The 25,186-nt window shown below is 39.3% G+C and carries 26 protein-coding genes and 3 pseudogenes; 16 read left to right on the top strand and 13 right to left on the bottom strand.

Annotation, left to right across the window (positions count from 1 at the left end; genetic code table 11):
- Positions 1 to 71: 71 nt before the first annotated feature.
- The 3 genes from MKX65_RS21560 (at position 72) to MKX65_RS21550 (ending at position 2,346) form a co-directional block, all read left to right on the top strand.
- Positions 72 to 1,397 carry a prolyl oligopeptidase family serine peptidase gene (locus tag MKX65_RS21560; RefSeq protein ID WP_340905522.1) on the top strand — a complete coding sequence of 442 codons (1,326 nt, stop codon included), beginning with the start codon at positions 72 to 74 and terminating at the stop codon, positions 1,395 to 1,397.
- An 86-nt stretch (positions 1,398 to 1,483) separates the two neighbouring features.
- Positions 1,484 to 2,038 carry a thioredoxin family protein gene (locus MKX65_RS21555; protein WP_340905521.1) on the top strand — a complete coding sequence of 185 codons (555 nt, stop codon included), beginning with the start codon at positions 1,484 to 1,486 and terminating at the stop codon, positions 2,036 to 2,038.
- 59 nt (positions 2,039 to 2,097) lie between these two features.
- Positions 2,098 to 2,346 carry a GlsB/YeaQ/YmgE family stress response membrane protein gene (locus MKX65_RS21550; RefSeq protein ID WP_160549299.1) on the top strand — a complete coding sequence of 83 codons (249 nt, stop codon included), beginning with the start codon at positions 2,098 to 2,100 and terminating at the stop codon, positions 2,344 to 2,346.
- Between the two features lie 46 nt (positions 2,347 to 2,392).
- On the opposite strand, the gene MKX65_RS21545 is transcribed toward MKX65_RS21550, so the two are convergent.
- Positions 2,393 to 3,304: a LysR family transcriptional regulator gene (locus MKX65_RS21545; protein WP_160549298.1), complete on the bottom strand. Its 912-nt coding sequence runs from the start codon at positions 3,302 to 3,304 to the stop codon at positions 2,393 to 2,395.
- Positions 3,305 to 3,636: 332 nt separating this feature from the next.
- Between MKX65_RS21545 and MKX65_RS21540 the strand changes: the two genes are divergently transcribed.
- On the top strand, positions 3,637 to 4,749 hold the full coding sequence (locus tag MKX65_RS21540) for a 5-methyltetrahydropteroyltriglutamate--homocysteine S-methyltransferase (protein WP_340905520.1): 1,113 nt from the start codon (positions 3,637 to 3,639) through the stop codon (positions 4,747 to 4,749).
- A gap of 21 nt (positions 4,750 to 4,770) precedes the next feature.
- A complete protein-coding gene (locus MKX65_RS21535; protein ID WP_340905518.1) occupies positions 4,771 to 6,114 on the top strand; it encodes an MFS transporter in 1,344 nt (447 codons plus the stop codon).
- Between the two features lie 41 nt (positions 6,115 to 6,155).
- On the opposite strand, the gene MKX65_RS21530 is transcribed toward MKX65_RS21535, so the two are convergent.
- Together MKX65_RS21530 and MKX65_RS21525 are read right to left on the bottom strand one after the other, a co-directional pair.
- Positions 6,156 to 7,598, bottom strand: coding sequence for a DHA2 family efflux MFS transporter permease subunit (locus MKX65_RS21530; RefSeq protein WP_340906359.1), 1,443 nt, complete (start codon positions 7,596 to 7,598; stop codon positions 6,156 to 6,158).
- 30 nt (positions 7,599 to 7,628) lie between these two features.
- The gene (locus tag MKX65_RS21525; protein ID WP_340905516.1) at positions 7,629 to 8,207 is read right to left on the bottom strand and encodes a TetR/AcrR family transcriptional regulator; all 579 of its coding nucleotides are present in this window, start codon (positions 8,205 to 8,207) and stop codon (positions 7,629 to 7,631) included.
- Positions 8,208 to 8,589: 382 nt separating this feature from the next.
- Between MKX65_RS21525 and MKX65_RS21520 the strand changes: the two genes are divergently transcribed.
- On the top strand, positions 8,590 to 8,802 hold the full coding sequence (locus MKX65_RS21520; protein WP_340905515.1) for a hypothetical protein: 213 nt from the start codon (positions 8,590 to 8,592) through the stop codon (positions 8,800 to 8,802).
- A 155-nt stretch (positions 8,803 to 8,957) separates the two neighbouring features.
- Here the strand turns inward: MKX65_RS21520 and MKX65_RS21515 are convergent, their stop codons facing one another.
- The 3 genes from MKX65_RS21515 to MKX65_RS21505 form a co-directional block, all read right to left on the bottom strand.
- Positions 8,958 to 9,089 carry a hypothetical protein gene (locus tag MKX65_RS21515; RefSeq protein WP_340905514.1) on the bottom strand — a complete coding sequence of 44 codons (132 nt, stop codon included), beginning with the start codon at positions 9,087 to 9,089 and terminating at the stop codon, positions 8,958 to 8,960.
- 22 nt (positions 9,090 to 9,111) lie between these two features.
- Positions 9,112 to 9,276: a hypothetical protein gene (locus MKX65_RS21510; RefSeq protein WP_160549293.1), complete on the bottom strand. Its 165-nt coding sequence runs from the start codon at positions 9,274 to 9,276 to the stop codon at positions 9,112 to 9,114.
- Positions 9,277 to 9,350: 74 nt separating this feature from the next.
- Complete coding sequence (locus tag MKX65_RS21505; protein ID WP_340906358.1) at positions 9,351 to 9,650, bottom strand: ArsR/SmtB family transcription factor; 300 nt, start codon at positions 9,648 to 9,650, stop codon at positions 9,351 to 9,353.
- A 293-nt stretch (positions 9,651 to 9,943) separates the two neighbouring features.
- Between MKX65_RS21505 and MKX65_RS21500 the strand changes: the two genes are divergently transcribed.
- The 4 genes and pseudogenes from MKX65_RS21500 to MKX65_RS21485 all read left to right on the top strand — a co-directional run bounded on the left by MKX65_RS21500 (position 9,944) and on the right by MKX65_RS21485 (position 12,731).
- Positions 9,944 to 10,294, top strand: a complete 351-nt coding sequence (locus tag MKX65_RS21500) for a metalloregulator ArsR/SmtB family transcription factor (protein WP_160549292.1) — start codon at positions 9,944 to 9,946, stop codon at positions 10,292 to 10,294.
- A gap of 12 nt (positions 10,295 to 10,306) precedes the next feature.
- Positions 10,307 to 11,605, top strand: a complete 1,299-nt coding sequence (locus MKX65_RS21495; protein WP_340905512.1) for an arsenic transporter — start codon at positions 10,307 to 10,309, stop codon at positions 11,603 to 11,605.
- A gap of 15 nt (positions 11,606 to 11,620) precedes the next feature.
- Positions 11,621 to 12,040 (top strand): arsenate reductase (thioredoxin), encoded by a 420-nt coding sequence (arsC, locus tag MKX65_RS21490; RefSeq protein ID WP_160549291.1) that lies wholly within the window; start codon positions 11,621 to 11,623, stop codon positions 12,038 to 12,040.
- A 179-nt stretch (positions 12,041 to 12,219) separates the two neighbouring features.
- A pseudogene (locus MKX65_RS21485) lies at positions 12,220 to 12,731 on the top strand (DoxX family membrane protein).
- A gap of 37 nt (positions 12,732 to 12,768) precedes the next feature.
- On the opposite strand, the gene MKX65_RS21480 reads toward MKX65_RS21485, so the two are convergent.
- Entirely contained in the window at positions 12,769 to 13,077 is a 309-nt protein-coding gene (locus MKX65_RS21480) for a winged helix-turn-helix transcriptional regulator (protein ID WP_160549290.1), read from the bottom strand.
- A gap of 194 nt (positions 13,078 to 13,271) precedes the next feature.
- Between MKX65_RS21480 and MKX65_RS21475 the strand changes: the two genes are divergently transcribed.
- From MKX65_RS21475 to MKX65_RS21465, 3 genes are all read left to right on the top strand, one after another.
- A complete protein-coding gene (locus MKX65_RS21475; RefSeq protein ID WP_160549289.1) occupies positions 13,272 to 14,123 on the top strand; it encodes a VOC family protein in 852 nt (283 codons plus the stop codon).
- A 248-nt stretch (positions 14,124 to 14,371) separates the two neighbouring features.
- Positions 14,372 to 15,754 carry a Na+/H+ antiporter NhaC gene (gene nhaC, locus MKX65_RS21470; protein WP_340905511.1) on the top strand — a complete coding sequence of 461 codons (1,383 nt, stop codon included), beginning with the start codon at positions 14,372 to 14,374 and terminating at the stop codon, positions 15,752 to 15,754.
- A gap of 41 nt (positions 15,755 to 15,795) precedes the next feature.
- Positions 15,796 to 16,341, top strand: a complete 546-nt coding sequence (locus MKX65_RS21465) for a cysteine hydrolase family protein (RefSeq protein WP_340905510.1) — start codon at positions 15,796 to 15,798, stop codon at positions 16,339 to 16,341.
- Between the two features lie 457 nt (positions 16,342 to 16,798).
- Here the strand turns inward: MKX65_RS21465 and MKX65_RS21460 are convergent.
- The 5 genes and pseudogenes from MKX65_RS21460 to MKX65_RS21445 form a co-directional block, all read right to left on the bottom strand.
- Positions 16,799 to 17,833 (bottom strand): annotated as a pseudogene (locus MKX65_RS21460) (IS6 family transposase); the annotation flags it as partial.
- A gap of 64 nt (positions 17,834 to 17,897) precedes the next feature.
- Positions 17,898 to 18,023, bottom strand: a complete 126-nt coding sequence (locus MKX65_RS21455; protein WP_263479876.1) for a hypothetical protein — start codon at positions 18,021 to 18,023, stop codon at positions 17,898 to 17,900.
- A 45-nt stretch (positions 18,024 to 18,068) separates the two neighbouring features.
- Positions 18,069 to 18,968 carry an IS3 family transposase gene (locus MKX65_RS21450; RefSeq protein ID WP_040344397.1) on the bottom strand — a complete coding sequence of 300 codons (900 nt, stop codon included), beginning with the start codon at positions 18,966 to 18,968 and terminating at the stop codon, positions 18,069 to 18,071.
- A gap of 11 nt (positions 18,969 to 18,979) precedes the next feature.
- A complete protein-coding gene (locus tag MKX65_RS27170; protein ID WP_016205489.1) occupies positions 18,980 to 19,291 on the bottom strand; it encodes a transposase in 312 nt (103 codons plus the stop codon).
- A gap of 78 nt (positions 19,292 to 19,369) precedes the next feature.
- Positions 19,370 to 19,774, bottom strand: a pseudogene (locus MKX65_RS21445) (DDE-type integrase/transposase/recombinase); the annotation flags it as partial.
- Between the two features lie 173 nt (positions 19,775 to 19,947).
- On the opposite strand from MKX65_RS21445, the gene MKX65_RS21440 reads away from it, so the two are divergent.
- The 3 genes from MKX65_RS21440 (at position 19,948) to MKX65_RS21430 (ending at position 22,669) form a co-directional block, all read left to right on the top strand.
- Positions 19,948 to 20,439, top strand: a complete 492-nt coding sequence (locus tag MKX65_RS21440) for a MerR family transcriptional regulator (RefSeq protein WP_160549620.1) — start codon at positions 19,948 to 19,950, stop codon at positions 20,437 to 20,439.
- Between the two features lie 53 nt (positions 20,440 to 20,492).
- Positions 20,493 to 21,788: a hemolysin family protein gene (locus MKX65_RS21435; RefSeq protein ID WP_340905507.1), complete on the top strand. Its 1,296-nt coding sequence runs from the start codon at positions 20,493 to 20,495 to the stop codon at positions 21,786 to 21,788.
- A 65-nt stretch (positions 21,789 to 21,853) separates the two neighbouring features.
- Entirely contained in the window at positions 21,854 to 22,669 is an 816-nt protein-coding gene (locus tag MKX65_RS21430) for an undecaprenyl-diphosphate phosphatase (protein WP_340905505.1), read from the top strand.
- 560 nt (positions 22,670 to 23,229) lie between these two features.
- Here MKX65_RS21430 and MKX65_RS21425 read toward each other — a convergent pair.
- A complete protein-coding gene (locus MKX65_RS21425; protein WP_340905504.1) occupies positions 23,230 to 24,669 on the bottom strand; it encodes a glycoside hydrolase family 1 protein in 1,440 nt (479 codons plus the stop codon).
- Positions 24,670 to 25,186 lie beyond the last annotated feature (517 nt).

Genomic DNA, 25,186 nt, shown 5'->3' with positions numbered 1-25,186 from the left:
GATAACTATGATTCCTACTAAAATCAAAAATGTAAACGCTTAAATAATTGATTTCGTAGGAGGAATTTTCATTGTTTAAAAAAATGAAGAAACAAGCAAGGAAGGCATTTCTATTATCTATAGTAGCTTGTACAACTTTTTCTTTTAGTAGTGGAGTGATGGCAAAGGAAATGAAAACACAACCAACCTCTTATCAAACGGTTACAGAAATCGAAGACTGGGGTCCAGCCATTACGAAGGTGATTGTGGATTTAGGAAGACCAGTTCCAGTCAAATCTGTAACAACGGACACATTTGATGTGAATGTAAAAATTAGTGATCCTCGTTTAGCACAACCATTGTTAAACCAAGGTGAACGTAAAGTAACAAAAGCTTATGTATCTGATAAAAATGGAAAGCCAGCTAAGGCCACAGGAAAATACGTGGTATTAGAAATGGAATTTGGTCCCAATGTACCGTTAAGCACGGCGATGAACTATGATTGGCAGAAAACAGGCTTTAATGATTGGACAGATAATGAATACACAATTACTCAGCAAAAGGCAATTGCCACACCAGCAGGAAAGATTTCTGGCTTAACGATTGATACATTCTCCGGCGGTGTAAGAGAGCTAGTGGATGAGTTCTCTACAGGTGAAGCTACATATGGCGATGTGACACTAACTTATGCAGATTTTGAGCCGAAGAAGGATAATAAGAAAAATCCTCTAGTGATCTGGCTACATGGTGCAGGTGAGGGTGGAACAGATCCAACGATTCCGATTTCAGGAAACAAGGCTGTGAACTGGGCTTCTGATGACATTCAATCCTACTTTGGTGGAGCATATGTGTTAGCACCTCAAACACCAACGTTCTGGATGGATGGCGAGACGGGCTTTGGCGATGGAACGTCAAAATATGAAGATGCATTAATGAGTTTGATCGAAGACTATGTGTCTAGCAATAAAGACATCGACACGGACCGTATTTATATTGGTGGAGATTCTAATGGTGGATACATGACGATGCTTATGATTCGTGACTATCCAGAGTATTTCGCCGCTGCTATTCCAACTTGCGAAGCACTAGCGGATTCGCTCATTACAAAAGAGCAAATTGAAGGCATGAAAAACGTACCAACATGGTTTGTTACTGCTGCGAACGATCCAGTGGTAGATGTGAACAGATATACGGTTCCAACTTATGAGCGTTTAGTGGCTGCAGGTGCGCCAAATGTACACTTATCTTTATTCGATAACGTGGTAGATACTTCAGGTTTATACAAAAATGATGACGGTACACCATACGAGTACAACGGCCACTGGTCATGGATTTACGTGTACAACAATGACGTAAAAACAACAATTGATGGAAAAGAAATTACTCTTATGGAATGGTTAGCAAACCAATCTAAATAAAATCCAAAAGCAGTGTGCTTCTAACAAGAATCACACTGCTTTTATTTGGTATAGTAAGTACATATCATAGATGAGAGGTGTAAGGAATGAAATCCGAACAGCAATATTTCGAAGAAGGAAAGTCGATTCAAGCGTATATGGACGAAATGAGTACATTAAAAGAGGAAAGTTTTGCGGTGTATGAGCAATTCCAATTACCTGAAGACGGGTTGGTTGACAAACTAAAACAACATTCCCTTCATTTCTTAACGATTACAGAAGATTGGTGTGGAGATGCGATGATGATTAACCCAGTCATTCGCAAATTAGCGGAAGCGGCAGATATTGATATGCGGGTTACCCTACGTGACGCTGACACGGATTTGATTGACCGCCACCTAACGAACGGCGGACGTGCGATTCCCATGATTTTGATTTTAAATGAGCAAGGTGAGTTAGTGGGAAAATGGGGACCACGTGCACCGGAAGTTCAACAAATGGTGGACGAGCTACGTGCGACTCTGCCAGACAAAGAAGACCCATCTTTTGCGGAAAAACAAAAAGAAGTTTTTGGCACATTAAGAAAAAGCTATGTTGAAGACAAATCCCTTTGGTCATATGTGTATGAGAGCTTTAAGGGAAGAGTTTTAGAAGTGATTTAGGTTTAATGGTTTGTTCATCCGGGTACAAGTCTACTACCATCACAAAGGAGGACATACATATGGGATTACTTCTTTATTTGATCGTAGGCGGTATCATCGGGTGGTTAGCGAGTTTAATCGCTGGAAACAATCTACCTTATGGTGTGATAGGGAATATTGTTTGCGGAATTGTGGGTGCTTGGATTGGTGGAATGCTGCTAGGAACATGGGGTCCATCATTCGCAGGCATCGCCATCTTACCCGCATTAATCGGTAGTATATTGTTTGTTCTATTATTGAGGGTTGTCACAAACATCCTGTCTAAATAATGAGTGAAGGCAGCCTAAGGGGATGGTTATCATCCCCTTTCCTAATTTACCTCAAATAAAAATCAATAATTTGCTTGAGTTCCTCTAAATACAATTTAGCGATCCGGCTAAGTTGTGTTTTTTTATTAACGACGCAGCCGACCGTAATCAGTTCCCCTTCTTCAAGCGGTACAGACACAATATGGGATCCATTTAAATCTTCACTTAAAATTCCAGTAGATATGGTATACCCATTCAACCCGATTAACAGATTAAAAAGGGTAGCCCGATCACTAACCTGAATGCTTTTTTTACAAGGAATGGTGCTAAATAGCTCTTCTGAATAATAAAACGAGTTATATTCTCCTTGTTCAAACGTTAGACGAGGAAAATCTTCTAACTCTTCTAACGTGACCGTCGATTTTTTTGCAAGCGGATTTTGAGTACTGACAAATATATGGGGCTTTGCTTGAAAAAGAACTTCAAATTCCAACCCTCGCTCTTTTAGCAATGGCATCATGACTTTTTCATTAAAAGAACTTACATATAAAATACCTATTTCACTTCGTAGATTTTTGACGTCTTCAATGATTTCATAGGTTCTCGTTTCCCTTAAAGTGAATTGGTATTTATCTTCGCCATGCTTCTTAATCATTTCAACGAAGGCGTTCACGGCAAATGCGTAATGCTGGGTGGAAACGGAAAAAAGTTGTTCAGAAGGAGCCGTATTAAAGTAACGGCGCTCTAGCAATTCTGCTTGTTCCACTACTTGCCTTGCATACCCAAGAAACTCCGCTCCATCTGTAGAGAGCGTAATTCCTGTGGAGGTACGGGTAAAAATGGTGATTCCTATTTCTCTTTCAAGCTCTTTTATCGCTTTAGATAAACTAGGTTGCGAGATATATAATCTACGTGCTGCTTCATTAATCGACCCACACGCCACCACTTCTATGACATATTTTAGCTGCTGTAACTTCATCTTGATTCCTCATTTTCGTATATAAATTGTACACTGTTATAGCTTTTAGTTATAACAACCAATTACTTTTATCAGTTACACTATAGCACGAAAAACGTGATAGGATACAAACAATAGAAAAGGCTGTTTTCGCAAAGATTGTTGTTAAAATCTTAAAGCCGATTTTAACGTGGAAATAGCTATTTTGCACTTAATAATTAAGTTTGCATGCTCTTTTCTTATTAAATTACTGTTATTTGCTGCTGAAATTTAGCACGATTATTAAAATTAGGTACAAAAAAGCAACCAAGTTTAAGAAAAGAGCCTTAGAAAAACAGAAAAGAGGGAATAGGATGACAGTAGAAACGAAGGGGAAAAATCAAACGACATTTCGAGCCGATCAAGTGGGAAGTTTATTACGTTCAGATGTGATTAAAACAGCTCGATTACAGAGTGCGGCTGGTGAAATTACATTCGATCAATTAAGAAAAATCGAGGATAAGGAAATTGCTAGGATCGTTGAAAAACAAAAGGAGATCGGTCTACAGGCTGTGACGGATGGAGAATTTCGCAGAGCTTGGTGGCATTTTGACTTCTTAGAAAATTTGGTTGGCGTGGAAGGCTTTTGGTCAGGAAACGGAATTCAATTTCACCAAAAACAAACAAAATCTCGTGCCATTAAAGTGACTAGTAAACTAGACTTTGGAAATCATCCAATGCTACAAGACTATCAATATCTTCATGGAGTAGCTGGTGATCATACAGCCAAGTATACGATTCCAAGTCCAAGTATGCTTCATTTCCGTGGAGAAGTGGATGGATCAGTTTATCCAGACGAAGAGGAGTTTTTTGCTGATTTAGCTGCCACTTATAAAAAGGCGATTTTAGCTTTCTATGATGCCGGCTGTCGTTATTTACAACTAGATGATACCTCATGGGCTTATTTATGTTCGGAGGAACAAAAGGAACAGCTTAAAGCCAAAGGATTAAACCCTGATTACTTAATTAAAATGTATTTACAAACGCTAAACCAAGCTGTAGCTGATCGTCCGGCAGACTTAAAAATTACAATGCATATTTGTCGCGGAAATTTCCGCTCCACATGGATTTCTTCTGGTGGATATGAGCCGGTTGCTGAACAATTATTTGGTCACTTAAATATCGACGGTTTCTTTTTAGAATATGATAACGATCGTTCAGGCGGGTTTGAACCCCTTCGTTTTGTTACTAGACCAGATCTGCAAATCGTTTTAGGTTTGGTTACTTCCAAGTTTGGAGAACTAGAAAACAAGGATGTTATTAAAAAACGAATTGAAGAGGCATCCCAGTTTGTACCGTTGGACCAATTATGTTTAAGTCCTCAATGCGGGTTTGCGTCAACGGAAGAAGGAAATCTTTTGACTGAGGAGCAACAATGGGCAAAGCTTCAGCATGTTGTTGACATCTCTAAGGAAGTTTGGAAATAAACACGAGATGAGGGGGATAACATGCGCATAGTTCAGGCTTCTCAAGTCGTTGCTGAAAGTAAGTTCAATCGATTTCATTTACTAGTGTTTCTATGGTGTTTTTATGCCATTGCCTTTGATGGATTTGATATTGCTTTATATGGGATCGGTTTGCCTTCGATGATGAATGATTACGATTTAACCCTTGTAGAGGCGGGAGCGATTGGCAGCTACACGTTAGTCGGAATGATGCTTGGATCATTTATCCTTGGATCGCTTTCCGATATTATCGGTCGGAAAAAGATACTAGCACTTTGTATGCTATTATTCAGTGTTTTCTCCTTGCTGGCGGGCTTAGCACCCAATTCTCTTACCTTCACGATTATGCGGTTTATCGCGGCACTGGGGATGGGGGGATTAATGCCAGCAGTCATTTCTGTAATGACCGAATATTCACCTAAGAAAAAGAGAGCGATGATTGTAGCGACGATGTATTGCGGTTATTCAATCGGTGCGATATTGGCCTCATTGATAGGAATGTATGTGATGGAAAGTCTTGGTTGGAGATTCTTATATTGGCTGGGGATTATCCCATTATTCACTCTTCCAATCTTTCTAAAGCAATTCCCTGAATCGCTTTCCTATTTGATCGTCCGTAACCGAGGGAAAGAAATCGCAGACATTTTAAACAAAGTAGATCCAAAAGGGAAATATGAAGCAACAGACGATTTTGAATATGTGGCTGTAAAAGAACGGGCAAAAGGCTTACCAGCGAAAAAATTATTCACCGACAATCGTGTGGTTAGTACATTGGCTTTTTGGACGATGGTATTTAGCTGTCTCCTTATGATTTATGGATTAAACACCTGGCTTCCAAAAATCATGCAAGGATCTGGATACGGAATTACGTCCAGCTTATCCTTCAGCCTTGTGTTAGGAGTCGGGCAAATTGGTGGTTCTTTACTAGGTGGATATTTAGTGGATCGAGTCGGGCACCGAAAAGTTCTGTTATTTATGTTTTTAATAGGGGCGATCTGTTTTGCTTCTCTCAGTGTCACATCAAATACGTATCTGTTATATGTATTAATAGCCCTAGGTGGTGCTTGCACAGGAGGAACACAGAATCTAGTAAATCCTTATATTTCTGAATTTTACCCTCAAGAAATTCGAACGACAGGTCTAAGTGTAACCGTAGGGATTGGAAGAATCGGAGCGATTTTAGCTCCTCTGATCATTGGTTTGTTGCTAACGACCAATTTAGAACCACAGCAGGCATTTATGGCCTTTGCTGTTCCAAGTATTATCGGTGGAATGGCCCTTTTAGCCGTTCAAGAGAAATACGGCAGTTTTGACATGGTCCTAAAGACAACGAATAAAAGTGCGTAAAGAAAAAACAGAGCTAATGGGAAAATTAGCTCTGTTTCTGTTTATGAAGCTTGATGCTCTACATGAACTCTTTTAATAAAGATACTAACGAATACCCCAACTACAGCAATGACAATGGCAAAAATAAAGGCATCCTGTACCCCTGAAGTGAAGGCTAGTAAGGGATTGAGTGGATTCGTTGCATCTGTCACGTTCTTCATATAATCTTCCACGCCAGAGGATAAAATCGAAATCGCAATGGCTGTACCAATCGCACCAGCTACCTGCTGTAAGGTGTTCATAATGGCCGTTCCATCTGGATACAGTTCACGTGGCAACTGGTTTAATCCATTGGTTTGAGCAGGCATCATAATCATGGAAACGCCAACCATCATCAAGATATGCATCGCAATAAGGAATGCTGAAGACGTTTCTAAATCGATCGTTGAGAAACCGAATAAAGAGCCAGTGACAATCACAAGACCAGGGATCACTAACCACTTTGGTCCAAATTTATCAAATAAACTACCCATAACTGGCGATAATAATCCGTTCACAATTCCACCAGGTAAAAGAAGAAGTCCGGCTGCAAATGTGCTTAACGCAAGAGATGTTTGTAAATACAGTGGCAATAGAATCATGGACGATAAAATCACCATCATACAAATGAGAACTAATAATAATCCAACCACAAACATGGGGTATTTAAACGCACGAAGATTAAGCATCGGCTGTTTCATTTTTGTTTGGCGGATACAGAATAAAACAAGTCCGATCAAACCAACCGAAATAGCCGTAATCACGGTTGGATCTCCCCAGCCGCCGCCTTCACCTGCAGAACTAAATCCGTACACCACTCCGCCAAATCCAATCGTTGATAAGACAATCGATAACACATCAATCTTTGGCTTCGTTGGTGTGGATACATTTTGCATATAGAAGTATCCAAAAACTAAAGCAAGGATTAATAATGGAAGGCAAATCCAGAAGATCCAGTGCCAGGTAAGATTTTTTAAGATAAGACCAGATAATGTTGGTCCAACAGCAGGCGCAAACATGATGACAAGTCCCATGAGTCCCATGATTTTTCCACGTTTATACGGTGGAACGATTAATAAAATCGTATTGAACATCAGTGGCAACATGACCGCTGTCCCCATTGCTTGCACCACACGTGCTAACATTAAGACGGCGAAGGAAGGGGCAATCGCTGCGATAAATGTTCCGATAATCGAGAAGGCAAGTGAAACAATGAACAATTGTCGGGTTGAAAACCACTGTAATATAAGGCCAGATACAGGAACGAGAATTCCAAGTGTAAGTAGGTAACCGGTCGTTAGCCATTGAACCGTTGTTTCTTTAATGGAAAAGTCTTCTATTAAACTACCAAGTGCCATGTTCAAGGCTGTTTCACTAAATAAGCCTATGAATCCAGCAATTAAGAAAGAGACAAGAATAGGGAGTACTTTGTATTCACCCGTTTCTTCCCCCTGTGTTTTACTCATTTGAGCGTCGATATTCATTCATTTTTCCTCCTAGTTCTTATGGCTGAGTAATGTAGGAATTTGGTTAGCGATTAAACGCAAAGTATCCCCGTTTTTACTAGTTAATGAAAGGGTTGTTGCCCCCTCAAGCAAGGCATTGATGGTAACAGCAAGCTCTCGAGCCTTTGTGGTCTCGTAGCCATTTTGCTCAAGCTTTTCTGCGTAAAGACCCTGCCATTCTTTGAAGGTTTGTTCACAAGCAACTCGAAGCGGTTCATGCGTATTCGCCGTTTCCGCAGCAAGTAGACCAATTTTTAATCCCTCTAAGCTGCAAGGTGAATCGAAAAATACAGCAATATTGTTCACATGTTGTTGAAAGGCTTGAATCAGATTATCTGTGGAAGTGAGATCCTTTGCCGTTTGCTTTAGAACATGCTGCTTCATCAGGTTAATCGCTTCTAAAGCAATTTCTTCTTTCCCTTTTGGAAAATGGTAATACAAAGAGCCTTTAGGCGTACCACTCTCCTCGATAATTTGATTAACCCCGGTCGCACTATATCCTTGACGTTGAAACAAACGAGAAGCAGTTTGTAAAATAATCTCTTTTGTATGTTCTTTTTTGATTTTCATCGTATGAAGTCATCCTTTTAGAAATTATAGAGATCGGTCTATATAAATATAGTTAGAATTTGAGCGAATGTCAATTAATAAGTTGAGGGCGGTGTTAACTTGGTGTTAAGGGTTGGTGGGGGAGGGGGATTTGGACAGGGGTTGCTGGAAAAAGGAGGATCGAGTCTGAATGGCAGGGTGATTCGGGCAGGGGTCGCTGGAAAAAAGAAGGACAGAGTCCGAATGCGTGTTGATTCGGACAGCAATCACCGCAAAAAGGAGGCTCGAGTCCGAATGCAGTGATGATTCGGACAGGAGTCACCGCAAAAAGGAGGCTCGAGTCCAAATGCAGTGATGATTCGGACAGTAGTGGCCGAAAAAAGAAGGACAGAGTCCGAATGCAGTGATGATTCGGACAGTAGTCGCCAAAAAAGGAGGCTCGAGTCCGAATGCAGTGATGATTCGGACAGTAGTGGCCGAAAAAGAAGGACAGAGTCCGAATGCAGTGATGATTCGGACAGTAGTGGCCGAAAAAAGAAGGACAGAGTCCAAATGCAATGGTGATTCGGACAGGAATCACCGAAAAAAGAAGGATCGAGTCCAAATGCAGTGGTGATTTGGACAGGAATCACCGAAAAAAGGAGGACAGAGTCCAAATGCAGTGGTGATTCGGACAGATGCATGAGAAAAAAGAAGGAGCAAGTCCGAATACAAACAACGAAAAAAGAATGGCACGAACATACCCATTCGAGCCATTCCTACTATAATCTATTAACAACACTTAGTCTGATCGGCTCCACCACAACAAGCGCTAGTCTTCTCATCTTTTTCACTAACTTCTTTGATTTCCACACCACAGCAATCTGAATTATTTGTTTTTACTAGTTTCTTCAAAAAGCTCATTTTGAATTCACCTCCTTTCAAATTAAGCGTTAGCCGGTGTAACACAGCAATTTGGATCTTTACGTGGAGCGGGGATCGAGATTTTTTTCGATTCTTCTCTCTCAAAAAACTTCCAAGCGTGTCTAGCATTTCTTTCGACTTCCTGTTGCTTTAGCTTTGCGATGGCATGATAGTCTTGATAAAACATGTGATCGTCTCCTTTAATCAAAATATATTGATGTATTAATCAAAAAAAATTGATCTAATCCTTTAAAAGAAAACCTAACTGCAGCTAGGTCTAAATAGGCAGCAAAGCTCAGGGGACAGTAGGTGATTGATTTCTTCGGTGTTTACTTGGTAATAGCTCCACGTACCTTTTGTTTCTTTTGTGATTAAACCCGCATCAAGCAAAATTTTTAAGTGATACGAAAGCTTGGATTGAGGCATGTCAATCAACTCACTCAAATCACAAACACAGCTCGAGTTTTGTTGAACCAAAAGGTGTAAGATGTATAGGCGTTTTTGATCTGCAAGGGCTTTGAATTTGGCTTCGTATGTTTCAAGCTTTTTTTGCAGATTGATCTCTTCATTAGTTGTACGAGTTACGTCCGTTAAGGGAATGAACTGTTTCACTTTTCGTTCTCCTTTAATCAAAAATACTTGATATACTGTATTATACTTCCAGTGGTAAGTTTTGGCAACTGTTAAATCAAAAAAATTGATTTTGTTTTATCGATTTTACAAAAGCTTTACAAAAAACGGATTGAGCTATGTATATAAGTGTATTATTATATAAGTAATCGATTATATGCTTATTTGCATCAAACATTTGGGAAAGATAAACGTATTCTAATGGCCAATTAGGAGGTGTTTTCATGCAACAAGAATCTGTCATTGAGATTGAAGAGTTCGCTCATATCTTAAAGCTTCTAGGAGACAAAACACGATTAACGATCGTGAAAATATTAGATTCACATGACTGCTGTGTGTGTGAGTTTGTTGAGATTTTTAAAACCAGTCAGCCAGCGATCAGCCAGCATGTAAGAAAGCTTAAGGATAAGGGCATTGTTAAGGAATCAAGAAGGGGACAGTGGATTATTTATTCCTTAAATAAGGAAAGTGAGTACTACCTATTCTTGCAGGATGTTCTTAAATCATTACCTGATCAAGGCTACCGGTTGGATGAGTTAGAAAAACAAGGGTTACGTATTTCTTGTTGTGAATAAGGAGGTTCATTTGTGACATCAATTGTTTTAGCATCAGTGATTTTTTTGCTGACACTGGTTTTAGTTATTTGGCAGCCGAAGGGGTTGTCGATTGGGTGGTCCGCTTGTGGTGGGGCAATCGTGGCACTGCTTGTTGGAGTAGTCGATTTTCAGGATGTTCTTGATGTAACGGGCATCGTTTGGAATGCGACCTTAGCATTTATCGCCATTATTATTATTTCTTTAATTCTAGATGAAATTGGTTTCTTTGAGTGGTCGGCCCTTCATATGGCTCGGGCTGCAAAAGGAAACGGTGTTCGCATGTTTGTGTATGTTTCCATTTTAGGAGCAATCGTTGCAGCATTCTTTGCTAATGATGGAGCTGCATTAATTCTCACACCAATCGTCCTGGCGATGGTTCGAAACTTACAATTCAACGAGGGTATGGTGTTTCCCTTTATTATCGCAAGTGGATTTATCGCGGACACCACCTCGTTACCACTTGTCGTTAGTAACCTGGTGAATATTGTTTCTGCTGACTTTTTTGGCATCGGCTTTGCTGAATTCGCCTCAAGGATGATTGTGCCAAATTTCTTTTCGTTAGCAGCGAGCATTCTGGTTCTTTATCTTTATTTTCGAAAAAGTATTCCTAAATCCTATGATCTTACACAGCTGAAAAAACCGGTAGATGCGATACGAGATCAGAAAATGTTTCGTCTCTCTTGGCTCGTGTTAGCAATTCTTCTTATTGGATATTTTGCGAGTGAGTTTACAGGAATTCCTGTTTCAATTATTGCTGGAATGGTCGCGATCTTCTTCCTCCTTTTGGCAAGAAGAAGTCCGGCTGTCAATACGCGCACCGTTGTAAAAGGGGCACCATGGGCGATTGTCTTTTTCTCAATTGGAATGTATGTGGTTGTTTACGGTTTGCGAAATGTAGGCTTAACTAATGTATTAGCAGACCTGATTCAGGTAACAGCTGATCAAGGATTGTTCGCAGCCACTATTGGGATGGGCTTTATTGCGGCGATTTTATCCTCTGTCATGAACAATATGCCGACCGTTATGATTGATGCGTTAGCGATTGCTGATACCAATACATCGGGAGTCATTCGAGAAGCGCTCATCTATGCAAATGTCATTGGTTCGGATCTTGGACCCAAGATTACTCCGATTGGGTCCCTTGCGACTCTATTATGGCTCCATGTTTTATCACAAAAGGGAGTCAAAATTTCATGGGGGACTTATTTTAAAACAGGTATTATTCTAACCATCCCAACACTATTCATTACGTTGGTTGGGCTTTATATTTGGTTACTATTACTTCATTAAAAGGAGAAGAAAAACATGACGAAAAAAACAATTTACTTTTTATGTACAGGAAATTCTTGCAGAAGCCAGATGGCGGAAGGTTGGGCGAAAAAGCACTTAGGAGAAGAGTGGGATGTAAAAAGTGCTGGACTGGAAGCACACGGTTTGAACCCGAATGCAGTGAAAGCAATGAAGGAAGCAGGTATCGATATTTCCAATCAAACATCTGACACGATTGACCCTGAAATCTTAAACAATGCCGACTTAGTAGTCACTCTATGTGGACACGCAGCAGACCATTGCCCTGTGACTCCTCCACATGTGAAGCGTGAGCATTGGGGCTTTGATGATCCGGCGAAAGCAGAAGGAACAGACGAGGAAAAATGGGCATTCTTCCAACGTGTTCGTGATGAAATTGGCGATCGAATTAAAACATTTGCTGAAACAGGGAAATAAAGTTTAAATACACCAATCTTGGTGTATTTTTATTATAATCTATGTGAATTAGTTCACAAATAAGTCATAACTTTGTAGCGAAAAATTGAACAATCCCTTGAAGTAATGATATTTGAAATTGAGAATGTTAATCTTAGGGCATAGAAATAATACTTTTTATTACTGAAAGGAAGATTCATATGATAAACAAATGGTGGAGAAATAACAACATTGCAGCAGGGATTGTTACAGTTATTCGACTGTATTTAGGATACGGCTTTTTAACAGCAGGTTGGGGGAAAATTAGCGGAGGGGCATTTGATGCAAGTGGTTTTATTGGGAATGCCATTAAAAATCCGGTCGCAGGTCCAGATGGAAGTGCTGTGTATGGTGCGTATACGTCATTCCTAGAAAGTGTCGCTTTACCGAATGTGGAGCTGTTTAACTTTATGGTTCCTTGGGGCGAATTTCTAGTAGGCTTAGGTTTAATTTTAGGCTGCCTAACAACAGCTGCTTCTTTCTTCGGAATAGTAATGAACTTTTCATTCTTATTGGCAGGGACAGTTTCTCATAATCCTACAGATATTTTAATGGGCTCTTAATCATTACTGCCGGTGCGAATGCTGGTTTATTCGGTCTAGATCGTTATGCATTACCATATTTACGTAAGTTAACAAACAAAGGCAAAGACAGTAAAACCGTACTGAACTAATGAAAAAAGGTTGCAATCTTAGGATTGCAACCTTTTATTATACTTCTAGCCAAGCTTGTGACCATTTTTCTATATCTCTCATAAGAGGCTCCAAGGCTACTCCCTTATCAGTTAGTGAATATTCAATTCGAACAGGAGTTTCTGGGAATACTTCGCGCTTCACAATGCCTTCATTCTCCAAATCCTTTAACCTCTCTGAAAGCACACGACCACTGACACCAATGGATGATTCTAGGCTGCAAAAACGCTGTGGGCCACCTAGTAACTGGTAAATAATTAAGCCGGTCCATCTTTGGCTTAAAATACTCATCGCTTTTTCAAATCTAGGACAAATAGATTTATCCATGACAATCACTCCTTCCTTCTATTATAACCCCTTTTTTTCATAATTAAATTATTTTTTATAAAATACTTACTTGACGTTTGTTTGTTATGAAAATATAATTACTTACATAAAGTAAGTTACTAACTATGGTTTTAAAAAGATAAATAGTAAATGATAAGTATAAATGAAGCAATATACTAAAGGAGAGATCACAAATGGGATTTCATCGTGAACCAAATACATTTGTTAGCCAAGTAAACCTAAAAGTAGCAAACTTAGAACGTTCGCTTACTTTTTACCAAGAAGTCCTCCGACTACAGGTGTTACACCAAACAAGCACTACGGCCGATCTAACAGCTGATGGGAAAACCGTTCTTGTTGCTATTCAACAGCCGGATGAGGTCGTGTCGAAGCAGGGTAGAACAACTGGACTTTATCACTTCGCTTTACTTTTACCAACTCGTGCAGATCTAGGAAGATTATTAAAACATTTTCTCCAGGTGCGTTATCCATTACAAGGCGCATCCGACCATTTGGTCAGTGAAGCCATCTATTTAGCAGACCCAGATGGGAATGGAATTGAAGTGTATGCGGACAGACCAGCTTCTGATTGGAGTTGGAATAATGGAGAAGTGGAAATGGCCACGGTTGCGTTAGATGCGGAAAGTCTTCTTGCTGAGGGAGGCGGGGAAGCGTGGACGGGGATGCCAGCTGGTACGATTATGGGGCATATTCATCTTCATGTATCAGAGTTACAGAAAACAGAGGAGTTTTATACAAAAGGACTTGGATTTGAAGTTGTAACTCGATACGGAGGTCAGGCCTTATTTATTTCTACTGGCAAATACCATCACCATATTGGATTGAACACCTGGAATGGTGTCGGTGCCCCACCAGCTGCTGAAAACAGTGTTGGCATGGAATCTTATACGATGGTGTTTCCTAGTGAAGAAAAGAGAGAGCAAATCATCTCTCAGTTACAAGGAATAGGCGTAACAGTTACAGAGGAGAAGGGTGCATTTATTACAGCAGATCCTTCAGGAAATCGAATTCGATTAGAGGTTTAATGGGAAAAAGCAGTGAGATCTTCTTAGGACTCACTGCTTTTTGTTTTTCTCTTGACAGAAACCTAGTAAATTATTATATTAGTAACATACTTTAATGCTAAAAAGCGTTTAAGTAAAATAGTGAACTTCATAATCTAGAAAGTCCGCTATTCTTATATGAATTAGGGTAGTAACGCGGAGCTCCTTTGTCCCTATTGACGTTGAGGGCTTTTTTCTTTTGCACAAAACCCTTATTGGAGGAAAACATCATGAATCAAGACAGCGTACTAACAATTAAACCAATGGAAGCTTTTATTATCTCGATGATAGTTATTGGGGGAATTAGTTATTCTCTTATATTTGCTGGTGCCGTTCCTCATATTCCCATTGTTTTAGCCATTATGGGACTGTTTCTTTACGGTATATACAAGAAAGTTTCCGTTATTGAATTGGAAGAGGCCATCATTAATGGAGCTAAATCTGGAGCTGGAGCCGTATTTATTTTTCTTTTTATCGGGATGTTGATTAGTAGTTGGATGGAAAGTGGAACGATTCCTACATTTATCTACTTGGCGCTTGAAGTCGTTAGTGAGAAATGGTTCTATGCGATTGCGTTTGCCGTGACCGCTATTATTGGCATGAGTATTGGTAGTTCGTTAACGACTGCAGCGACCATCGGTGTTGCCTTTATGAGTGTTTCCACTGCGCTTGGGTTATCAGATGCGATAACAGCAGGGGCTGTGATTTCTGGTGCCTTTTTTGGAGATAAAATGTCACCTCTATCAGATACAACGATATTGGCTTCTTCAACTGTTCACGTAGATTTGTTTGATCACATCAGAAATATGGCTTGGACAACGGTCCCGGCGTTTGTCTTATCCTTTCTATTATTTGTTTTATTATCACCAGCTGAATCTGCTGCGAACTTTGCGTATTTAGAACTTTTAAAAGCAAGCTTGAAAGACCATGATCTAGTTCATTGGTACTCCTTATTCCCATTTATTGTGTTAGCATTGTTAGCGATTAAAAAAGTCCCAGCGATTATTACCTTGGCTTCAGGAATTGCGACTTCTCTTTTCGTTACGATATTTGTACAAAAGGAAGTCCATCTTCAGGGGCTAATGAACACCCTATTTACTGGTTATTCTTCCGATACAGGAGTGAAGGAAATTGATTCGATGCTTTCAAGAGGCGGAATGGAAAGCATGATGTTTTCTGTTTCACTTATTCTTTTAGCGTTAGCCATGGGTGGATTATTTTTTAAGCTTGGAATTCTTCCAGCTCTGCTTGAAGGAATTAGTGGAATGTTGAATAAAGTTTGGAGTCTTGTGGTGTGGACGGCAGGAACAGCCATTACCATTAATTTCTTAGTTGGAGAACAATACCTTTCTATCCTTTTAACAGGAAGTTCCTTTAAAGAAAGGTACAAAAAGATGGGCTTACATGGGAAAAATCTTTCCAGAATTTTAGAAGATGCAGGGACGGTAGTCAATCCACTGGTTCCATGGAGTGTATGTGGAGTCTTTTTAACGGGAGTATTAGGAGTAGAGACCTTATCTTATCTTCCTTTTACATTTTTCTGTTTGTTGAGTCCGATTATTACCATGATATTTGGAATCACCGGGTTTAAACTTTCAAAGCTAGAGGAATAACATTACAATGAAGGTATGAAATATTCTTGAGGAGTGTAACGATGACAAAGAGAGCTTTGATCAATATCGATTATACGAATGATTTTGTTGTGGGTGCTTTGCCATGTGGGGAGCCTGGAATAGCTATCGAAGGAGAAATCATCAAGATTACAGAAGAATTTATAAGCAATGGTGAGTATGTGGTGTTCGCGATTGACCTGCATAAAGAGGGAGATCATTATCATCCGGAATCGGAGCTGTATCCTCCTCATAATATGGAAGGGACAGAGGGCAGGCATTTGTATGGGAAGTTAAACACGCTGTATCTTCAAAACCTTGAGAAGGAACAGGTGTATTGGATGGATAAAACTCGCTACAGTGCGTTCGCTGGGACGGATTTAGAGATCAAGCTAAGAGAGAGAGGCATTACTGAGGTCCACTTAGTCGGTGTTTGCACCGATATTTGCGTGCTACATACAGCTGTGGATGCCTATAACAAAGGGTTTAAAATTGTCATACATGAAAAGGCAGTAGCTAGCTTTAATCAAGCCGGACATGATTGGGCGTTAGGACATTTTAAAGGAAGCATGAATGCACAAATCTTATAATTTTCTTTAGGCGTAATCACTATTTTGGTGGTTACGCTTTTTTCTTAAGTTACGCACTTTGTTTTCGTCATTAAATTTTCACTGTTTCCAAGTACAGTATAGTAAGAACGAAGAAAAGGAGAATGAAAGATGAAAAAGAAAAAGGCGATAGCAAGTGCACGAAAGGTTTCGGTTGCACAATCATAAGTATTTGCCCCCTAAGGTAGTGTCAAAACTTCTATGAAAAAGTAACCTGAGGGTTTGTTTTTCTCTCTTTTTTGTATTGGAAGTACCCGCAATCGCTCTTGACAAACACGCCAATGGTTTGAGATTCCCTTATCAAGGGCGAAGGGGACAAAAAGAAGGCATGCCAAATAGCCCTTGGTTTTTTCCATTTTAAACCATTGGCAAGTTCGGTTTGTCAAGAGTTCGCTTCGCCGATTGCTGATTTACTCAAGGGCTCTGCTAAACAAAAAAGTTAGGCTGATTGCTCAATGATCCATTCTTGTGCTAAACCAATAAGTTTAGACCATCGTGCTGGCATATTCGGGAGCTGTGATAACTCCGGATTAAGCACGGGCACCTTACCTTCTAATGCAGAGTGAGGCCTTAAAAAGTTAAAGTAAGCCACAAACAATGTGACGAAAGAAACAGAGCCGTGTTCAGATCCGAACCCGTGTGTTGAGCGATAATTACCCTTAAATGTGCGATTGAGTCTTTCAATTACTTGCTTTAGTGGTCGATACTCCGTTGATACAGGATCTTCATTGGTAAGCCCGATAACCTGCTTAATATCGAACTGAATATCGTGTTGGGCAAAAAAGTGTTGAGCTAAAAGATAAATCGGATTGCCGTCCACCACAAACGTAAGGTCTTTAGGAATATCCTTCATCTTCACTAAGACATCATCAATCGCACGGATCGCCGTAGCTGTATCCCGATTTGGTGACACTGGGTAAGAGAGAATAATCTTTTTCACCGCATCAAAGAAGAAAAACAAGTAATGCCAACGGCCGTTCACCCTGATATAGGTTTCGTCCCCGCAGAACTGGTCAGAAAGTTCATACGGGTAGTAATCTACGTAAGGCTTAAGTGTAAGGGCTACTGCATTCTCGTAATTTAAAATGCTTTGATGCGATATAGATACCCCGTGAACATCTTTCATCAGTGCTGCTGTTTTACGGGCCGAAAGGCCATAGTTAACATGGTAGGTTAAAATGAGCCCTAATGTATGTGGCGAAACATATAACCTTGATAAATCTACCTTTGGCTTCTGTGGAGTAGACTTAGACAATGGCTGAAAATCAATTCGAAACTGTCGGTAAATGTATCTAATCTTAAAGGCTTGAGGGTCCTTTTTAAACTGTTTCTTCTCTTTTGAAGACATACCATTCAGTTTTCTTTGGTAATAGGAACAGTCATTATTCTTGCACTTATACACGTCAAAGTCTTTTCGCGCCTTGACTTTCTCAAGTGTTTTAGAACAATGAGGACACTTCAAAATAGCCTCTTTCCGGATTAACCCCCGAATTTTGGACAATAACTCTCTTATTCTTTCATTTCCTCAGTTTTTTATTTTATAGATTTCTTTCATTATTCTTCAAAAAGGCCATGTTGCTTGACATGGAGCCTCTGCGGGCATGATTCTCCTGCCAAGAAGCCAGCTGTTTTACAACATTGGCATCGCCGAACGAGGCTATCATGCCCGCCACTCCAAATCAAGCTGATGCTTTGAATGAATACATCCATTACACCCGAACCTCCTTGATCACCAATGAATCTTGTTTTTGATAGAATTCCTTTGGTGACAAATCTAGTATACTAGAATGCATACGTCTCTCGTTGTAGAACTCCATAAAATTCATGACTTCTTGATATGCTTCTGTGTAGGTTTCAAACTGCCATCTGGATAGGCAATCGTCCTCAAAAATGCGATGGAAAGACTCAATATGAGCATTCATATTTGGTGTTCTTGGTGGAATTCTTTCGTGCTCAATTTTGGAATCTTCACAAAACTTTTCAAAAGTATGGGAAATAAACTGCGGTCCATTGTCTGTTCGGATTACAGGTTTTTCCAATTCATCATATTGTTGGCGTTTTAATAATGCCCTTTTCAGTGTCTGTTTGACATCATCTCCAGTGCAGCTTAATCCCATATGATAGGTAATGATGCCCCTGTCATAAACATCGATGATGGACATGACAAAGAAAAAGCGATCCTCACCTTCGATAAAGCCATATTTAATGTCAGCTTCCCATAGCTGATTAGATCTTGTAATAATGCGATTTCTTGCTAGTTTCCTAGGGTATGAGACTTTCTTTTGGCGCTGTGGGCGTAAGATGCCCAATTCTTTACAAATCCGGTATACTTTTTTCTTGTTAATTTTAAGTTTGTATTTTCGCCTTAAGACCTTAGTGAGTTTGCGATAACCATAGTTATAGCAATCACCGGCAATCTCTTCTAGTAGAAATTCTTTAATCTGTTCGTCTGATATCTTTTGACCGTCCTCTTGGATCGAATAACCTGGTGCTGGACGTCCCTCACTTACTTTTTTCTCCTCAACACGATAATTCTTTTGATAATAGTATGTGGATCGAGGAATACCTATGATTTTAAGCACCTTTGAAATCGAGTAGCCTTTTTGAATCCATTTGTTAGCTACTTCATGCTTTTCAGCAAGTGAGGGTTTTTCTTTTTTATAAGATCCCTCAGGATCGCTATTTCAAGGTCTTTTTCACCTAATAACATTTTAAGTTTTTCATTTTCTTTGGATAATTCTTTGGAGTCTATATCTGGCAGCACAGCCACATCTACTTCACCAAATTTACCATCTTTGTATTCACGAACCCAGCGACTAACCATATTGGGATTCAGATCATACCGGCGAGCTACAAGGGTATTCTTCCCTGTGTCTTGGGCTTCCTTGATGACTTGTAATTTAAATTCTTTAGAATGTTTTATTCGTTTCATGATGTCAGCCTCCTTGGTACATTAAGCAGTATAATAAATATTACTCTTATTGTCCAAGTTCATTTTGGGGCTTATGAGTTTCAAATAGCGGCTCTTTTCGTTAAAAACACAAGTACACACCTTACATTGATACTGTCCTTTGCCTCCATTATTGGCATAGAGATAATCCGATGGAGCACCGCACTTTGGGCAACTCATTGATGTAGACACCGCTGTCTTTACATTAGAACGCCTTTGAACAGGTTTTAAATGCTTACCGTTCTTCTCCAGATATTCTGTAAGAAGAATACGATAATCATGTTTCTGGAGCGCTTCGATGATCGGAAGATCATCCACCTGAAGTTTACGGTAAGGTTTATTTACAGGAGTTTCTTCAGGCTTTTCAAACATGCCCTTCCCAATAAGCAGGGTAAGTAATGTTCGAATTACCTGATCTTGATACTTGATAAATTCCATTAAATAAGTTAATAATTGAGGGTACAAACTTGTCACTTCCTAGCTTTTAGGGATTAAGTGTTCGGTGTCGTAACCTCACTTTTATCCTAAAACTATGGGGGTGGCAAGTTTTTTGCATTTAAACCCCTTTATATCAAGGATTATTAACTTTTTTAATATAAAAGTTTTGACAATACGCCCCCTAAGTAGGGGGTTTTTCTATGAAACTTTATTCCATATCGTCCGTATTAGTTGTTATAAATTTCATCTCATTGTATAATTCATTTCATAACTATCACGTGACGGTTTGGAGGGGTTCGTTTGGGACTGAGAAGTTGAAAATTGGTGAGTTAGCGGAAATGGCAAATGTTACAAAGAGAACCATCGATTATTATACGAATCTAGGACTATTAAAAGTAGAGCGTTCCACTTCGAACTACCGCTACTATGATAAGTCGGCGATAGAACGATTGCATTATATTGAACAATGCAAAAAGAACGGAATGTCACTAGAAGAAATAAAAGAAATAGTCGTAGAAAAAGATGCAGAAGAAATCGATGTTCTTGAACTGAGACTGAAGATTCAAGGTTTGGAAAAAGAGGTCACAGATGTATTGGCTCACTTGGATCAAAAGAATTTAAAGAATGTAAAAAAGAATGTATCCAATGAGAGTCTTTCATTAATACAGACCCTATTGTTATTGATTAATTAAACTTTTGTTTTACTATACTAGGAGGTGTAGGTCTTACTTTGTAAGACCGATCGTTGACAACTATAAATTTACTTTTAATTGCTTTATTAATTGCTTTAACTGCTTTTTTCGTAGCTACAGAGTTTGCTATTGTAAAGGTTCGTGTATCGAGAATTGACCAATTGATTGCGGAAGGAAAAAAGGGTGCTGTATCGGCTAAACGAGTGGTGACCCATTTAGATGAATATTTATCAGCCTGTCAATTAGGGATTACAATTACCGCGTTAGGATTAGGGTGGTTAGGTGAGCCGACTGTTGAAAAAATATTACATCCAGTATTTGAACATTTTCATTTAAATGAATCAGTGATTGGAATTTTGTCATTCGGGATTGCCTTTGCTTTAGTAACATTCTTGCATGTGGTTGTTGGTGAGCTTGCACCTAAGACGGTGGCTATTCAAAAAGCTGAAGCAGTTACATTGATGTTCGCGGTACCCATCATTTGGTTCTACCGTATCATGTATCCCTTTATTTGGTTCTTAAACGGTTCTGCTCGTTTATTGGTTGGAGCGTTTGGTCTGAAACCTGCTTCCGAACACGAAGCAGCTCACTCTGAAGAGGAACTTAGGATTTTATTATCTGAAAGTTATAAGAGTGGAGAAATTAACAAAAACGAACTAAAATACATGAACAATATATTTGAATTTGACGAAAGAATAGCGAAAGAGATTATGGTTCCTCGAACAGAGATGGTATCCATTTCTATAGATGAATCATATGCCGATATTCTTGCAACTGTTAAATCTGAAAATTATACTAGATACCCAGTTGTGAATGGTGACAAAGATAATATTGTTGGTTTCATTAATGTAAAAGAGTTGTTGACAGCTGATATTTCAGATGAACAGAAAAAGACTGGTTTCACGATTGAGTCCCATATTAACCCGATTATCCGTGTGATTGAGACCGTTCCAATTCATGACTTACTGGTTAAAATGCAAAAGGAGCGTACACATATTGCGATATTAATAGATGAGTATGGTGGAACTTCTGGATTAGTCACTGTTGAAGATATTCTAGAAGAAATTGTTGGGGAAATTCGTGATGAGTTTGATGAGGATGAATTACCTGATATTCGTAAGGTGAACGAAAACCACTATATTGTAGATTCTAAGTTGTTAGTCGAGGACGTTAATCATCTGTTGGAAACCACTTTATCAAATGCCGATGTGGATACCATTGGTGGATGGTTCATGACTCAGGATATGGAAGCACAGGTGGGTACGGAGCTAGAAGCAGAAGGATATGTGTTTAAAGTCCAGAAGAAGGATGGACACCATATTCAATATTTGGAAATTAAAAGAGCTTAATAGTATAATAATGTGGGCTTGGATCCTTTCCAAGCCTCTTTTAATTTTTGTTAAGGAGTGAGTCGGTGGAAGAAATATTAATCATATTAAAATATGCGTTTTTAGGAGCACTACAAGGTTTTACAGAACCTATTCCTATTTCCTCTAGCGGACATTTGGTGCTCGTTCAGGAATTTTTAGGAATTGATGTGGCTGAAGGAGATTTTAGCTTTGAAGTATTAATGAATTTCGCATCCCTTTTGGCTGTATTACTCATTTATCGAGAGGACCTCATCAGATTACTTATAAATGGTAGCCAATATATAGTGAAAAAGGATCCAAATGATAAGAATGATTTTCTCTTTATCGTTTATTTAATAATTGGTACGATACCTGCTGGAGTGATTGGGATTCTATTAGAAGATACGATCTCTAGTTATTTCAGAGGAATAGCTCCAATTGGTGGAGCTTTACTCGTAACAGGGATAGCACTATGGCTTATTAGAAATCTTAAGGGAACAAAAGGAGACAGAGGGTTAACGGTTAAGGATGCCCTTATTGTTGGTTGTGCTCAAGCAGTTGCATTAATTCCTGGAATAAGCCGCTCAGGTGCAACAATCGTGGCTGCGATGGGAATAGGAATGAAAAGAGAAACCGCCTTACGATTCTCATTCCTGCTATATATTCCCGTTAGCTTAGGGGCGATTGTGTTAAAAGTAGGAGACATGCAATTGGGAGACATGCTTATACCTTATATCGTGGCGTTTGTGATGTCTCTATTATTATCTTACTTCTCGCTTAAGTGGTTTATGGGAATTATGGAGCGAGGGAATTTGAAGTACTTCGCTTATTATTGCTTTATTGTTGGACCGTTGGTGTTGGTGCTAGCGCAGTTTACATAAAGCTTATGAAGAGCAAAATTAGAGATGAATTCGGTGGAAACGTCTTTCATAGGGTTAATGAAGGATAAAACCAAGGGAGATTTACGAGGAAACGTCTTTCATTGGGCTTATGAAGGATAAAACCAGGGGAGAAGCCCGAGGAAACGTCTTTCATAGGGTTAATGAAGGATAAAACCAGGGGAGAAGCCCGAGGAAACGTCTTTCATAGGGTTAATGAAGGATGAAACCAGGGGAGATTTACGAGGAAACGTCTTTCATTGGGCTTATGAAGGATAAAACCAGGGGAGATTTACGAGGAAACGTCTTTCATTGGGCTTATGAAGGATGAAACCAGGGGAGATTTACGAGGAAACGTCTTTCATTGGGCCTATGAAGGATAAAACCAGGGGAGAAGCCCGAGGAAACGTCTTTCATCGAGCTTATGAAGGACATACTGTGGAGATTTCAGAAGAACCGTCCTTCATTCCCCACAACAATTGGCAAAGTAGCCAGCCATAAAAACCTTTCGACCCCAACAAAAAAAGCATTGGCCCACCAAATGGACCAATGCTTCCTATTTATTATAGCTCTTGCCCGTTCGTAGCAATAACATTCTTATACCAGTAGAATGACTTCTTACTACTACGCTCAAGTGTACCGCTTCCGTCGTCGTGCTTGTCTACATAGATGAAGCCGTAACGCTTTGATAATTCACCAGTTGAAGCACTTACAAGGTCGATACAGCCCCAAGGAGTGTAACCCATTAAGTCTACACCATCTTCGATTGCTTCACCCATCGCTTCAATATGCTCGCGAAGGTAATTGATACGATAGTCGTCATTGATGCTTCCATCTTCCTCAACCTTATCGTATGCACCAAGTCCGTTTTCAACGATAAATAAAGGTACACGATAACGATCGTATAATTGATTTAAAGCAATTCTTAGACCAGTCGGGTCGATTTCCCAGCCCCAGTCACTAGCTTTTAAGAATGGATTTTTCACACCATTGAAGATATTTCCGTTTGCCTTTTCTTCCTCAGTTAATTCTTTCTTTTCTGTACGAGACATGTAGTAGCTGAAAGAAATGAAATCAACTGGGTATTGCTTGATAATTTCTAAATCACCTTGCTGCATTTCAAGCTCGATGCCATTTTCTTTAAAATAGCGTTTTGTGAAGGCAGGATACTCCCCACGTACTTGTACGTCTCCACAAATATAGTTAAAGATCTGTTCTTCCTTCATCGCATGTAATACATTAACCGGATTACAATCATATGCGTAAACAGGAGCATAAATTAACATACAGCCGATTTGAGCATCTGGATTAATTTCATGACAAGCCTTTGTAGCTAAGCTGCTTGCTACAAATTGGTGGTGTAAGCCTTGGAAGCTTTCCTGCAGGCGAACATCTTCAGTAGCTGGAGAGAACCCAAGTCCAAAGATTGGCATATGTGTTGCTCCGTTAATTTCATTGAATGTTAACCAGTATTTTACCTTGTTTTTATAGCGATTAAATAAAGTCTTTGCATAACGCTCGAAGAATCCAATCACTTCACGGTTTCTCCAACCACCGTACTCTTTAATTAAATATAAAGGCATTTCATAGTGAGATATTGTTACAAGTGGTTCAATTCCATGCTTTAAGCACTCATCGAATACGCGGTCATAGAATGCAAGACCTTCTTCGTTTGGCTCTAGCTCGTCCCCATTAGGGAAAATACGTGACCAAGCAATCGATAGACGGAATGTTTTAAAGCCCATTTCAGCAAATAGTGCAATATCTTCAGCATAACGGTGATAGAAGTCGATACCGTCATGGTTCGGATACGTATATTTTTCCTTGTCGATCTCAAAGTTAAAGCCAGGAGTCGTGATTAATTGAAAACGGATTTTTCCACCAGGCATTACATCAGCAAGGTTCATTCCCTTGCCACCTTCAAGATACGCGCCTTCTAATTGGTTGGCAGCTGTTGCACCGCCCCATAAAAATCCTTCTGGAAATTGGTATGTTTTTGTCATCTGGAATTACCTCCATTTATGTTTTTAGGTTACGCTTTCAAGCAGATAAAAATAAAAAAACCTAAATCACGTAGAGAAAACATACTAGTCTCATAGTTTACGTGATTTAGGTTTTGCCTGCATAACCAGTAACAATCCTAAAAAGGTTGTTTGTTTAATTGCGTTAACTATAACATGAATATTTTGTCGAAGCAAGAATTTTGTAAACGTTTTTTTAAAATGACATTTCCATTCTAGGTAGAGTAGATCTAGAATTATTTTTGCATTTATATATATATAAGAAACAAACCAGCAATCTATAAAATTATCAATTTTTTTAAAAGAAAGCGTTGACACCTACCAAATTCCCGTGATAAATTACACGTATCAAATAAAACTTAATAAATTCCTTGAAGGAATGTTACCTTAAGTGGGCATAACCTGAACTGATTAGAACACGCTATCGCTAGCAGTGTGTGTTCCTAATTGGCTCAGGTTTTTTATTTGGAAAAATAAATAAATATCATATAAAAGAAGG

Origin of the sequence: Robertmurraya sp. FSL R5-0851, assembly GCF_038002965.1 — a bacterium.
GTDB lineage: Bacteria > Bacillota > Bacilli > Bacillales > Cytobacillaceae > Robertmurraya_A > Robertmurraya_A beringensis.
The sequence above is the reverse complement of the archived record's forward strand: the minus strand, read 5'-3'. Positions and strand labels throughout refer to the sequence as shown.